The sequence below is a fragment of the Ideonella sp. P3_A4 genome, from assembly GCF_056403075.1.
In genome coordinates this window covers 1-12,835 of the sequence record NZ_JBFUGE010000144.1, presented here as the reverse complement: position 1 = coordinate 12,835, position 12,835 = coordinate 1, and the positions used below count along the sequence as shown (strand labels likewise).

The following is a 12,835-nucleotide window of genomic DNA, read 5'->3' as shown; positions in this document are numbered from 1 at the left end:
GCGCCGCACGGCGCAGCAAGGCCTTGATGCGGGCCAGCAGCTCGCGCGGCTCGAAAGGTTTGGGCAGGTAATCGTCGGCACCGATCTCCAGGCCGATGATGCGGTCCATCGGCTCGCCGCGGGCGGTGAGCATCAGCAGCGGCAGCCGGCGGGTGCGGGCGTCGCCTCGCAACTCGCGGGTCATTTCCAGGCCGTCGCCGTCGGGCAGCATCAGGTCCAGCACCAACGCGTCGTACAGCCCGCTGCGCAGGCGCTCGCGGCCGGCGGCCAGTGAGCCGGCGGTGTCGACATCGAAGCCGTGCCCACGCAGGTACTCGCCCACCATCGAGGTCAGGCGAGAGTCGTCATCGATCAGCAACAGCTTGGCGGGGCTCATGTCAGGGGCGGAGAAGGCGCCGGGGGCTCCTTCACGCGCGGCGCGCGGTGCACGCACTGTCGTCAAAGCATACGTCATGGCAGGGCTTTCGTGATCACTGCGGGGGGGCATCGGCAGGTGCGCCAGCGCCCATGCGGTCGGCACGGTGCTCGGCATGCTGCTTGATTCGTGCGGCGAGTTGCTGGCGCTGCTCGGCCGTCAGCACCTGGGCCGCGTCCAGCATCGCCACGTTCATTCGTTTCGTGACCTGGTCGTGCCGGGCCAGCATCTGCTTGCGCAGCGCTTCGATCGCGGCAGGGTCCAGCGTCGGTTGGCTGAACAGCTCGACCAGCCGGGCGTGGTCAGCTTGAGCCGCCTCGCCCGGCGCCTTCAGGTCGGCCTGGGCCGACTGGGCGATCTGGTGCAACTGCTCGCGCTGGGCCGGCGTGGCCTGCAACTCGTCGAGCATGCGGTCCATCATCGGGCCGACCAGCGGCAAGCCCATGCCCGGCATGCCGAAGCCCGGGCCACGGTGCATGCCGGCCGGCGGCGGCGCGTCGGGGCGGCCATGGGCTGAGGCGAGGTTGACGATGCCGAACGCGGCAGCGGCCGACAGCGCCAGGCCGGCGGCCACATAGCGCCAGGCCGTCGGCAGGGAAAGTCTTTTCATCGCGGCTCCTTCCAAGCATCTCTCATGACAGTGAGAGGCATGGTCGACGGGCCGTGTCAGAAGCGTTTGCCGCGCTCGTAAAGAACGGTAAACCAGCGATGGGCCGCACCCCGCGGCTTGATTCAAGGCTTGGCCGCCGTCAGCCCCTGGTTGGCGCGGTAGGCGGCCACGGCGGTTTTCAGATCGCTGTATTCCTCGCAAGGCAGGAAGCAGAGCTTGTCGAGGATCTTCAGGTGCTCTTCGGCCTTGGCCAGGTTGCCGGCCATGAGGTAGGCCTCGCCCACGTACTCGTGCGCGCCGAGGTGGTTGGGGTCGATCTTCAAGGCCTTCGCGTAATGCTCGAACGCCGGGTCCAGCTGGCCCGACTTGCGGTAGGCGTAGGCCAGCCAGTTTTCACCATTCGCATCGTCAGGAGAGCGAGCGACATAACGCAGCAGCRGCGGGATCGCCTGCTCGAAATTCTTCGCCTTGATCGCGCTGACGGCGTTGTTGTAGTCGGGGTCGCTGCTACCGCTGCTGCGGCCGCTGCCACCTCCTCCCCCACCGCCCCCRCCAGCGGCATGCGTCACCGAGGACGCCAGGGCCAGGGTCAACAGCAGTGGAATCAGGCATGGGCGCAAGTTCATCGGGCCTCCTCGTGTCGCGGTGGGCATGTCAGGACGGCGATGGAGGCGGCCGCGGCGGACTCTCGCCCGCACTGCCACCTTCGTCCGCCCTGCACCGCGATCTGCGACGGACGCTCAGTGAGTGCCGGTTTGGAGCGTGATGGTTACGGCGTCGACGTTGCCGTTGCTGTGCGCATTGAATTGCAGCCGCATTGCGCCGTCGGCACTGGCGAACTGGTTCGGCGCCAGCGCAACCAGCCGGACGGGTGCCTGGTCGTTCAGCGCCACCATCGGCCGATGGCGCGGCCCCTCGACCACCAGCACCCCACCATCGGCCAAGCGGTATTCGCCGCGCACCGCCGCGAACTCGGCACTGCTGAGGGTCTGCGCACGGCCCATGACCTGAACCTGGGAAGGTGCGACGCCGGCGGCGGCCAGGTTGTCAGGCGCAGCCTGGGCGCCGGCCAGCGGCAGCATGCCGGCGAAGGCAGAGAGAAGGAAGATGGCGGGACGGGTCACGACAGGTCTCCAAGGGGTTGGAAACCGTCGAGTCTTCCCGGATGGCTTCATCGCGTCGCGCAGAACGCGACAGCCCGGCGCTGAGAAGGGTTGGCCTGCAGCTTCGCCGGATGACCGGCCCGGTGTGCGCGTCAGCTCATCTGCGGCAGGTGGTTCAACGAGTAGGTTCGCAGGCCTTCGTCGTCGACGCTTTGCAGCTCATGCTGCGGGCCGACGCGCTTCACCTCGTCGCCGTAGGCCCACTCGCCCTTCGGCCCCTGCACACCGACGTAGACCGAGTGACCGCAGACGATCAGGTTCTCGATGCCGGCACTGCCCCAGTGCTGCTCGTCCATCAGGCCCAGCATGTGGCCGCCGTTCGGCGACAACTCCATCTGCCGCATCACGGCCTCAGTGACCTTGCCATCCGCCGCGGTGCGGATCTTGACGATGAGATAACTGCTCATCGCTGCTCCAAGGAAGTGGAGCCCTCAGTATGAACCGATCGCCCGCCACGGCCTTCAAGAAAAATCCCTCACCAGCGGCCCGGGGGGGGGCGCTTTGTCCCGACCGGGTGCGCGCTACAGGGCAGCCATGGCGCCGGCGTGCCGTTCGATGTCCGGTTTCATCGCTCCGAACCAGAGGTCGGCGCCGTCCGGGCCGAACAAGAAGTGACCAGCCTGCAGGGTGCGCCGCCGCAGCCGGGTCTCGGATTCGTCCTGCCAGGCCTGGGCGTCGTCCGCCGAGACCGCCACGTCGCGGCTGCCGAGGTAGAGGCAGATCGGACATTGCAGCGGCGCCCGCCCGGCGGGACGGCGGTAGGTTTCGCTGGCGCGCAGGTCGTTGCGGATGACTGGGAGGAACAGCTGGAGGAATTGCTCGTCGCTGGCGGCACGGGTGTCCATGCCTTCGAGCGCCATCAACTTGGATATCAGCGCTGCATCGTCCATGCGGTGCCAGTTGGCGGTCGGCCCTGGCGTGGTCGGCGCGCGCTGCGCGGCGACGAACAGTGCTTCAGCGGGCCGACCGATGGCTTCCAGCCGGGCCGCCATTTCGTAGGCCACCAGGGCGCCGAAGCTCAGCCCCACCAACGCCACCCGCGGCATCTGGTCCAGGTCCAGCTGCGCCAGCACGTCGTCGACGATCGCCTCGACGCTGGGAAGCGGCTCGCTCGCGATGCGTCCCTCGCGCCCCGGCAGCTCTGGCAGCACCAGGCGAACACCTTCGGGCAGCAACGGTCGCCAGGAGCGATAGCGCCCCATGCCGCCTCCGGCGTGCGGAAAGCACACCAGCGACAGGGAATTCGAAAAGAGGTCGGGTTTCGTCATGGTGAGTGGTGTCTTTGCAAGCGGTACGGGAGTGCCATCAAACCGGTAGCTGTCGTTCGAGTCATTCGTTCAGCACTGCCACAGCCGCAACGCATCCCGCGGCGACAGGCCGGGGACCACTGCGAGCGTCGCGGAGAAGCCCGGTGCGGCCGGCAGTGCATGCATGCTCCACGACGACGCCGCGGGCTCATCGGGCAGCCGGTGGCTGAGCAGGCGCACCGGCCCGTCCGGATCTACGCTGACATCGAAGGCATCAAGCGGGATCGAGAGCCCCTGCCCGAGCGCCTTGATGAACGCCTCCTTGCGCGTCCAGCAGCTGAAGAAGCCTCGACGCCGATCCGCGGGAGCCAGCTGATCGAGGGCGCGGCGCTCGAACGGTGAGAAGAATCGCTCGGCGATCCCGGCGGTGTCCAGCCCGTCTTCTCGCTCACGTTCGACGTCGACGCCCACCTGCCGCCCGCGGGTCACCGCGATGACCAACAGATCGTCGCAGTGCGACAGATTGAAGGACAGTGGTGGCGCCTCCGTCGCGACCGTGGAGCCAAGGGCCGGTTTGCCTTGGCTGCCGTACTCGAAGATCAGCGATTCCGGCGAACAGCCGAGGTAGCGCGACAGGACCCGGCGCAAGAGCCCGCGGCCCGCGGTGAAGCGCACACTGTGCACCGGAAACACGAACCGCGCGGCACGCTCGCGCTCGGCCGGATCGAGCAAACCGGCGAGCGCAGTGAGTTCGGCCGCGTCGCGTGCCAAGCTGCCACGCCAGACGTCGACACCGCCGGAGAGCTCCAAGCGGTCCGGGCCAGTCCGCCACATAGGGTCCCAACCTGCGACCTCGCTGGCTTGAAGGAAAGACTCGGTCGCACCCACCGCTTCAAGCTCCAACGACGACCACGCGGGTGTGCGCGGGAAAGTCCTGGACGTGGGCCAGCTCGTTCTCCAGCTTGACCACGTGCCCATCGGCGCCCACCTCCTTGAAGCCGGCGAACTTGTAGGTCACGTACATCATGCGGTTGCGGTCGTTGGAGACGAAGTCGGCGCGCAGCACCGCGCCGGCAGCCTTGGCGCTGCGCATGATGTGGTTGAGCAAGATGGTGCCGACCCCGCGGGCCATCACCCGGCAAGACATCAGCAACAGCTTCAAGGTCCAGGCTCCCGGGTCACGCTCGACGAGCGCCAGGCCGATCTTTCCGTAGCTGCCGTAGCGGTCTTCCAGCGAGCAGATGAGCAGGCTGTGCCGGGGCGAATCGATGAAGCCTTTCAGCTCGTCGTGGCTGTAGGTGTAGCCGGTGGTGTTGAGTTGGTGCGTGCGGACGGTCAGCTCCTCTGCGCGCTCCAGATCGGCCTCGGTCGCCGCGGCGATGGTGAAGCGCATGTCGAGCGTGGCCAGGAACTCGTCCGGCGTGCCGGCGAACTCCTGCTCGGCCTCGTTGCGCTGGAAGTCGCTCTGGTACATGCGCCGTCGCAAGCGGGCGTCGTCCGTGACGAAACGGGCTTGAAAGCGCGGCAGCTCCGGGATCAGCGCAAGATCAGCGGCATCCACACACAAGACCTGCGGATGCACGTGGGCGACTTCGTCGCGCTCGAATGGCTGGTCGTCGACGAACGCGAAGGTGTCGAGCGACAAGTTCAGGCGCTGCGCGATGGCCTGCACCGACGCACTCTTGGGACCCCAGTTGATCTGGGGGGACAGGAAGTAGTCGAGCAGGTCGAACTGCTCGAGCTTGGCGCGGGCCAGCGGCTCGTCGTTGCGGCTGGYGATGGATTGCAGGATGCCGCGCCGGTCGAGCGCCTGCATCACCTCGCGCACCTGCGGGCGCAGCTGGACGTTGCCCGATTCGAGCAGCACGCCGTCCCAGACGGTGTTGTCCAGGTCCCAGACCACGCACTTGATGGCCGGTTCTGCTTCAGCATTCAGCTTCGGGAGCGCACTCATTGGTCGACCTCACGCGCCTCGTACAGCTGCTGCGCAATGAGGGTCTCTTGAATCTGTGTACTGCCTTCGATGATTTCCATGATCTTCGCGTCGCGAAAGTAGCGGGCCACCGGGCGCTCGCGCGAGCAGCCCAGGGCGCCGTGGATCTGGACCGCGTGCTCCGCCGCCTCCGTGGCCGTGGTCGAGGCGAAGTACTTGGCCTTCAAGGTGGCCAGCGTGGCCGCGGGGCGCTCTTGGTCGTGGTCATCGCCGGCTTGCCAGCAGAGCAGGCGCGCGGCGCTGACGTTCGTCTCCATGCGCGAGAGCATGCGAGCGATGAGCTGGTGCTCGCGCAGCGCTGCCCCACCCTGCTGCCGGGTGGCCGCGTGCGCCAGGCTCTCGTCCAGGCAAGCCTGCGCCAGGCCCACGCATCCGGTGGCGACGCTGTAGCGGCCGATCTCGAGCGCCGACATGGCCACGCCGGCGAGGCCGAAGCCGAGGCCGCCCACCAGCGCTTCCTTGGGGACCTCGCAGGCCTGGAACTGCAACTCGGCCAGCATTGAAGCCCGGGTGCCTAACATGCCAGTGATGGGGGCGAAGGTGAGGCCGGGCGTCGATCGCGGAACCAGGAACGTCGCCGGGCCGGACTCGGTGCGGGCGAAGACGCAGAACAGATCCGCGATCTGTCCGAAGGTCGTCCACTTCTTGCAGCCGTCGATGACGTAGGCGGCGCCACGCGCCCGTGCTGTCGTCTGGATGGCATTGGCATCACTGCCGGCGCCCGGCTCGCTGAGCGCAAAAGCGCCCAGGGTGGCCCCGGTGGCCAGCGGCTCGAGCCAGCGCTCCCGCAGCGCGCGGGATGCCCAACGGAGAACGGCGTGGATCACCATGCTGTGCACCGTGATCAGGCTGCGCAGCGACGAGCATCCGCGGCCGAACTCTTCGTTGAGGAGCCCGAAGGACAACATGTCCAAGGCCGCACCGCCCGCCTGCCGAGGTGCCAAGGCGCCCAGATAGCGGGCCGCGGCCAGGCGCTCGATGACGTCGCGCGGGACCGCCTGCTCCTCGTCCCAGCGATCGGCGGCGCCCCGCACGTGCTCTCGCACGAAGGCCTCGGCGCCGTGGCGCAAAGCGGACTGGACGTCCGTCAGCTCGAGATGCATCCGGCTTCCCTTTGCGTGGTCGCGGTCTTCGCGTGAACGAAACCGGCAACCGCGTCGATGCTGTGGAAGTTGCCGATGTCGAGGTCCTCGTTCTCGACGGTGATGTCGAACTCCTTCTCGACGAACTTCACGAGCTGGATGGCGAACAGTGAGTTGACGAACCCGAGGGCAAAGATGTCGTCGTGGTCCTCCACGTTCCGGCCTTTGAAATGCCGAGACATGAAAGCGCGCGTCCGGGTCTTGACTTCGTCTAGGGGCAGCATGGCGGGTTCTCGCTGGTCATTGCATGGAAGGGGGCGTGGGGTATGGGCTATGCCGCTTCGGTGTCGAGATCGGAGGGGTAGTCGTAAAAGCCCTGGCCGGACTTGCGCCCCCACAGGCCGGCATCGACCATCTTCTTCAGCAGCGGCGAGGGCCTGAACTTCGGGTCGCCAAAGCTGTCTTGCAGCACCTCGAGCGACAGCAGGATGGTGTCCAGGCCGATGAGGTCCGCGGTCTCGAGCGGCCCCATCTTGTGGCCGAAGCACTCGCGAAACAGCTTGTCGACATCGGCGGCGGCCGCGACGCCGTCCTGGACCAGGAAGACGGCCTCGTTGACGGTCAGCATCAGCACCCGGTTCGAGACGAAGCCCGGGCTGTCGGCCACGACCACGCAGTCCTTGTTCATGCCGGCGAGCAGCGCCTTCGCGATGGCGATGGTGTCATCCGAGGTGTGATGACCGCGAATGACTTCGACCATCTTCTTCATCGGCACCGGGTTCATGAAGTGCATGCCAAGCACACGATCGGGCCGCCGGGTGGCCGATGCGATGCGGGTGATCGAGATCGCCGAGGTGTTGGCAGCGAAGACACAGCCCGGCGGGCAGACGGCGTCGAGCTTCTCGTAGATGGGGCGCTTGACCTCCCATCGCTCGGTGACGTTTTCGATCACGAACTCTGCCTCGCGCAGGCCTTCGTAGGCCGTGGTGAAGGAGATGCGGGAAAGGATCTCGTCGACGCTCGCGCCGCGCTGGCCTCGGTTCAACATCTGCGCGAGCCGCAGGTTGCTGYGCACGGTTTGCCTGGCACGCGCCAGGGTCTGATCGTCCAGATCGATCAGGATGACGTGGTGGCCGGTCTGCGCCAGGTCTTGCGCGAGACCGGTGCCCATGACACCGGCGCCGATGACGCCCACTGTTTTCATATGCTCAACTCCTGTGCCTGGGCGCTGTGGCTGTTGGATGAATCGCAAGCGTCGGCGTCGTCCGCGCTGCGCTTGGCGTAAATGAGGTAGATCCCCGTGCCGCGGTAGAGCTCGTCCTGCTCCGACTCAACCTCGTAGCCGTGCAGGCGGAGCAGGCGCTCGACCACCGCCACCCGCCCATCGAGGTCGTGGACCTCGATAGCGATCGCGCGGATCTTTTTCCAGTCGTCGGCCTCGATGCCCATCAGGACATCGAGCTCGCTCTTCTGCACATCGATCTTCAGCAGGTCGATGCGTTCGACCCGCTCTTCGCGGATGACGCTGGACAAGGTGCGCAGCTGGCAGCTCAGCGTCTGACTCTTCAGGCGCTGCTCGAGCAGCTCGTCGGAATAGGCCATGACGGCCTCCATCCCGGCCGCATCGCTGGCCTGCTGGTTCTGCAGGATGCCGCGCAGCACCGCTTCTTCTTCGTCGCGATCGCCATAGACCGAGGACATGCCGGACGACAGCGGATAGAAGGTGAAGTCGACCGTGCGCTCGGCATCGGACAGCCCGAACTCGAAGAGCTTGGCGTTCACGCCCAGTTGCTCGACGTTGCGCTTCAGGATCGCGAAGGTCGGCGCCGAAGGCTCGAAGGTGTAGATGCGTGCCCGCGGATCGAGCGTGTGGACGAACAGCGAGAACAGCCCGATGTTGCCGCCGACGTCGAACACACAAGCGCTTGCCGGCCAGTGGTCGAGGTGGCGCACGTAGGTGCGGTGTTCGAAGATGTCCTGGTAGAAATGGTCGGTCTCGGCCTTGTTTTGATGGGTGATCTGCAGGCCGTTGGGCAGCACATAGGGCACGTGACTCGGTGCCGAGCTGGACGGCGCCGAAGCCGCCTCGAACTGCGTGCCGAGCCCTGCGAGCGCTTCGGCAAAGCGTGCCACCGTCGGGTGATCGAAGAACAGCTGCAAGGCCAGCTTGCCGTGCGCGCCCTCCAGCTGGTTGAGGACAAAGATCGCCAGCAGCGAGTGACCACCCAGCTCGAAGAAGTTGTCGTGCACACCGATCGCGTCGATCTTCAGCACGCGCTGCCACAGCGCGGCGAGCTCTTGCTCCAGCGCGTTGCGCGGCGCCGCATAGGCCGTGAACAGCTGCGGCCGCGCCTGTCTGCCGCTGCCCGCCTCAGCCTGCAGTGGCTTTGGTGTCGCAGGCTGGGGAGCGGCCGTTCCTGCTTCGTTGAAGGCTGGCGAAAGGTGTTCACGCAGCGCCTGCGCGCCGGCCGCGTCATGGCTTTGACCGAGAACACGGTCCCATTGCAGCGGCGCCCCGAGCAGCCACAGGCGCCCCACGGTGTTGAGCAGCAGAGCCTTGTCGGAGATCGTTTCGTAGGAGGCGCGCAAAGAGGTCAGTGCCACCAGCTCGCGCCCCGGCGGGGCGTTGTGTGCAGCCAGCGTCCCGAGCGCTCGCCCCGGCCCCACTTCGAGGAACACGCGCTCAGGATTTCGCCACAGTTCACGCAGCCCCTGCGCGCAGCGCACCGGCTGGCAGAGATGGGCCACCCAGTAGGCGGGGTCGGTGGCCTGCGCGTCGGTGATCCAGGTGCCCGACACGTTCGACAGGTACGGAATGCGCGGGGACCGAAGGGTGATGCCCGCCAGCGCTTCTTCGAAGGCCGGAACGATGGGCACCATCATCTTCGAATGGAACGCGTGGGTCGTCGGGATCCGGACCACCGGCTCCTGCACGACGATCAGACTCGCCTCCAAGGCGTCGATCGCCGCGAGCGGGCCGGCCACCACGCACAGGTCTTCGCCATTCACGGCAGCCAGCGAGAGCTCGTCACCCAAAAGCGGTGCCACCGCGCTTTCGGGGCGCGGGACGGCCAGCATCGCGCCGGCCGGCAAGCCCTGGATGAGGCGTGCGCGCCGCACCACCAGGCGCAAGGCGTCGGGCAGTGAGAGGACATCGGCCAGGCAAGCCGCGACGTACTCGCCGATGCTGTAGCCCAGCATCGCATTCGGGGTGATACCCCACGATTGCCAGAGCTGCGCCAGTGCGTATTCGATGACAAAGGTCGCGGGTTGTGCGAGGTCGGTGCGGTGCAGTGGTGACAGGTCTTCGTCAGCAGCCCCCCGCCTCAGCATGCTGCGCAGGTCCAGCTTGGGCTTGGGTGTCGCCTTCTGCTCCTGCTGCACGTTCAACCCGAGCACGTCGCGCAGATCCGCTTCGAGCCAGGGCGCGGCCAGCTCCGCACAGGTGTCGACCCAGTTGCGAAACACCGGCTCTCTCCGGTACAGCCCACTGGCCATGCCGAAGTACTGCTCGCCCAGCCCCGGGAAGACGAAGGCGACGCTGGGCTTTCCAGCGCGCATGGGGCCTGTGACCGTGCGCCCGGGCTCAGCCAGCGCGTCGAGCGCCGCAATCCGATCGGCGCACACGACGGCGCGGCCTACCGCGCCTGCGTTGGTCAACCCTGGCAGCGCGCGCGCGACCTCGGCCAGGGCGTGTTCGGGATGCTGCTCCAGGTAACTGTGCAGCTGGGTGGTGAGCTGGTCCAGCTGCTCGGTTGTATCAGCCGAGAACGCCAGGAGCGTCCAGGGCTGCGGTGATGTGCTTGGTGATTGGTTCATGGTCTGTTCGCAGGTGGCGTGGTCGATGCGCCGGCTACAGGAAGGCCGAGACGCCAGTGATCTCCTTGGCGACGATCAGGGACTGCGTGTGGTCGGTCCCTTCGAGGGTGAAGATGCCCTCCATGTCGGCCTGGTGCTTGGCAACGTGGTGCTCGAGCAGGATGCCGTTGCCACCCAGCAGGTCGCGCGCGTCGGCGACCACCTGGCGCGCCTTCAGGCAGGCCTGCATCTTGGCCAGCGAGGCCATGCCGGGCGTCACGCGGGGCGACGTCATCAGTTGGCTCACGCGCAGGCAAAGCAACTGCAGGCTCGTCACCTCGGCCAGCATCCGGGCCAGCTTCTGCTGTACCAGCTGGAAGTGGGCAATCGGCTTGCGGAACTGCACCCGCTTCGTCGCATAGGCYAGCGCGTGCTCGTAGCAGGCCATCGCGTGGCCCAGCGCGATCCACGCCACCCAGCAACGCGAGCGGGTCAGGATGCGCGTGAGGTCGTTGAAGTCGTTGGCATGCGCCAGCCGATGGCCCAGCGGCACGCGGACGTTGTCGAGCACGACATCGGCCTGCCACACCGCCCGCTGCGACACCTTGCCAGTGATCACATCAGTCCGCAGCCCGTGAGCGCCCTTCTCGACCACGAACGCGCCCAACTGGGCGCCTTGCCGCGCCCAGACGATGAGCACGTCGGCGACCGAGGCGTTGCCGATCCACCGCTTGGCGCCGTTGAGGACCCAGCTGTCGCCATCGCGCTGCGCAATGGTTTCGAGCAGCACGATGTCAGAGCCGTGCTCCGGCTCGGTCAGGCCGAACGCGCCGATCGTGTCCAAGCGGGCCATCGCCGGCAGCCAGCGCGCCTGCTGCTCATCCGAGCCGAACATGCCGATGGTCGCCATCGCCAGCCCGGAGTGCACGCCGAAGATCGTGCTCAGGCTGCCGTCACCCCGGGTCAGCTCGGCCGTCGCCAGGCCGGCCGCAGTGGCACTGAGGCCAGCGCAACCGTGACCCGTGGTCATTCCACCGGCAATGCCCAGGCCACCGAGTTGCCGCAGCAAATCCATCGGCATCTCGGCCCGCTCCCAGTAGCCGGCGGCGGCCGGGATGACCACCCGGTCGCAGAAGGCGCGGACCCGGTCTCTGACCGCCCGCTCCTCCTCGGTGAGCAGGTCGTCGACATGGTAGAAGTCCGGCCCACGCGAGGGCCGCGCCTGCGGCCCCGGCGGTGCCTGCATGCCGGGGAAGCTGGTTCGCGCCTCGCTCATTTCGCCCCTTCGGCCTGGGTCTGTCGCTGCCGCATCAGCGCCTTCAGATCTCCCAGCGTCTTGCGCGGATCGTCATGGATCTGCTGCAACAGGAAGCCGAGGCTGTCGGACATGCGCGGGATCGCCTGCTCGTCGAAGCAGTCCTTGTAGTACTGCAGGCGCAGGCCGATCTGGGCAATCGGCAGCACTTCGAGCTTGAGCGGAATGCCGGTGCGTGCGACCTTCATGGCACCCATGGCCCAGTCCTTCCCCGTGGCGAGCGCGTACTCGTCGAGCGGCTGGCTCTGGTAGGTGATGTAGCTCTGGAAGGGCAGCGCGTCCATGCTCAGCTCGCTCTCTTCCCAGATCGTGAGCGGCTCGGCGTACTCGTAGTTCTTCAGCTCCCACATCACCGGCTGCAGTTCCTTCATCCACGAGAGAAAGCTCTCCTCGGGTCGCAGGCGCAACCGCAGCGGCAACAGGTTGATCATGTTGCCCACCGTGTATTCGATGCCCTCCATGTGCGCCGGGCGCCCCGACACCACGAGGCCGAACAGCACGTCGTCGTCGCCGCTTTCGGCCGACAACACCATCGACCAGATGCCAGCGATGAAGTTCGAGAAGGTGACCTGGTATTGCTTGCACAGCTCGTACAGCCCTGCCGACAGCTGCGCGGAGAGGAACAAGTCCTTGCCCAGCACCTCGTTCTCCGGCGCCAGCGGCACGTCGTAGGTGACGAGCGGGTTCGGCTTCGTGAAGCCGGCCAGCATTCGCCGCCAGAACGCGTGGGCGTCGCTGCGATCCTGCTGCCAGGACCAGGTCAGCACATCGCCGTAGGGGCGCCGGGTCTGCAGCTCGGCGTCCCGTCCCTCGCGCAACGCTGCGTACTGCATCAACGCGTCGCGCAGGAACATCGACATCGACCAGCCGTCCTGCAGCATGTGGTTGATGGTGTAGACGAACACGTAGTCGTCTTCATCCATGCGGACCAGCCCCACCCGCAAGTGCGGCGCCGGCTGCCCGGCGATGCCACGCTGGAAGTCGTCCTCCAGGAAGACCTGCAGACGGACCTGCTGCTCGGCATAGGGCAGGTGGCGCAGGTCCAGCCGGTTCACTTCTGCCTTGGCTTGCTTGACGACCACCTGCAATGGTTGGGGCAAGCCCTCCCACATGAAGCCAGTGCGCAAGGCCTGGTGGCAGGCCACGGTGCGCTGCCACGCTTGCTCGAACGCATCGGGATCGAAGCCTTCGTTGCGGATGCGATAGAAGGGC

General features: G+C 66.9%; 14 protein-coding genes. All 14 read right to left on the bottom strand.

The features are described 5' to 3' along the window. On the bottom strand, positions 1 to 376 hold a 376-nt coding region (locus tag AC1DYI_RS14750; RefSeq protein WP_477204876.1), incomplete at its 3' end, for a response regulator. Positions 377 to 470: 94 nt separating this feature from the next. After that, entirely contained in the window at positions 471 to 1,025 is a 555-nt protein-coding gene (locus tag AC1DYI_RS14745; protein WP_477204875.1) for a Spy/CpxP family protein refolding chaperone, read from the bottom strand. A gap of 122 nt (positions 1,026 to 1,147) precedes the next feature. Continuing rightward, on the bottom strand, positions 1,148 to 1,651 hold the full coding sequence (locus AC1DYI_RS14740) for a tetratricopeptide repeat protein (RefSeq protein ID WP_477204874.1): 504 nt from the start codon (positions 1,649 to 1,651) through the stop codon (positions 1,148 to 1,150). A 114-nt stretch (positions 1,652 to 1,765) separates the two neighbouring features. Beyond that, positions 1,766 to 2,149 carry a hypothetical protein gene (locus AC1DYI_RS14735; RefSeq protein ID WP_477204873.1) on the bottom strand — a complete coding sequence of 128 codons (384 nt, stop codon included), beginning with the start codon at positions 2,147 to 2,149 and terminating at the stop codon, positions 1,766 to 1,768. A 131-nt stretch (positions 2,150 to 2,280) separates the two neighbouring features. Beyond that, complete coding sequence (locus AC1DYI_RS14730; RefSeq protein ID WP_477204872.1) at positions 2,281 to 2,595, bottom strand: hypothetical protein; 315 nt, start codon at positions 2,593 to 2,595, stop codon at positions 2,281 to 2,283. A gap of 114 nt (positions 2,596 to 2,709) precedes the next feature. After that, positions 2,710 to 3,456, bottom strand: a complete 747-nt coding sequence (locus AC1DYI_RS14725; RefSeq protein ID WP_477204871.1) for a thioesterase II family protein — start codon at positions 3,454 to 3,456, stop codon at positions 2,710 to 2,712. A 69-nt stretch (positions 3,457 to 3,525) separates the two neighbouring features. Further along, positions 3,526 to 4,245, bottom strand: coding sequence for a 4'-phosphopantetheinyl transferase family protein (locus AC1DYI_RS14720; protein WP_477204870.1), 720 nt, complete (start codon positions 4,243 to 4,245; stop codon positions 3,526 to 3,528). An 82-nt stretch (positions 4,246 to 4,327) separates the two neighbouring features. Then, the gene (locus AC1DYI_RS14715; protein ID WP_477204869.1) at positions 4,328 to 5,389 is read right to left on the bottom strand and encodes an HAD-IIIC family phosphatase; all 1,062 of its coding nucleotides are present in this window, start codon (positions 5,387 to 5,389) and stop codon (positions 4,328 to 4,330) included. After that, the gene (locus AC1DYI_RS14710) at positions 5,386 to 6,531 is read right to left on the bottom strand and encodes an acyl-CoA dehydrogenase family protein (protein ID WP_477204868.1); all 1,146 of its coding nucleotides are present in this window, start codon (positions 6,529 to 6,531) and stop codon (positions 5,386 to 5,388) included. Before AC1DYI_RS14710 ends, AC1DYI_RS14715 begins: the two co-directional genes overlap by 4 nt. After that, positions 6,516 to 6,725 (bottom strand): phosphopantetheine-binding protein, encoded by a 210-nt coding sequence (locus tag AC1DYI_RS14705; protein ID WP_477204867.1) that lies wholly within the window; start codon positions 6,723 to 6,725, stop codon positions 6,516 to 6,518. Before AC1DYI_RS14705 ends, AC1DYI_RS14710 begins: the two co-directional genes overlap by 16 nt. A gap of 116 nt (positions 6,726 to 6,841) precedes the next feature. Beyond that, a complete protein-coding gene (locus AC1DYI_RS14700) occupies positions 6,842 to 7,714 on the bottom strand; it encodes a 3-hydroxyacyl-CoA dehydrogenase family protein (RefSeq protein ID WP_477204866.1) in 873 nt (290 codons plus the stop codon). Then, positions 7,711 to 10,329 carry an FkbM family methyltransferase gene (locus AC1DYI_RS14695; protein WP_477204865.1) on the bottom strand — a complete coding sequence of 873 codons (2,619 nt, stop codon included), beginning with the start codon at positions 10,327 to 10,329 and terminating at the stop codon, positions 7,711 to 7,713. Before AC1DYI_RS14695 ends, AC1DYI_RS14700 begins: the two co-directional genes overlap by 4 nt. Positions 10,330 to 10,363: 34 nt before the next feature. Next, complete coding sequence (locus tag AC1DYI_RS14690; RefSeq protein WP_477204864.1) at positions 10,364 to 11,584, bottom strand: acyl-CoA dehydrogenase family protein; 1,221 nt, start codon at positions 11,582 to 11,584, stop codon at positions 10,364 to 10,366. Continuing rightward, a partial coding sequence (locus tag AC1DYI_RS14685; protein ID WP_477204863.1) for a condensation domain-containing protein occupies positions 11,581 to 12,835 on the bottom strand: 1,255 nt, incomplete at its 5' end. The genes AC1DYI_RS14690 and AC1DYI_RS14685, both read right to left, overlap by 4 nt.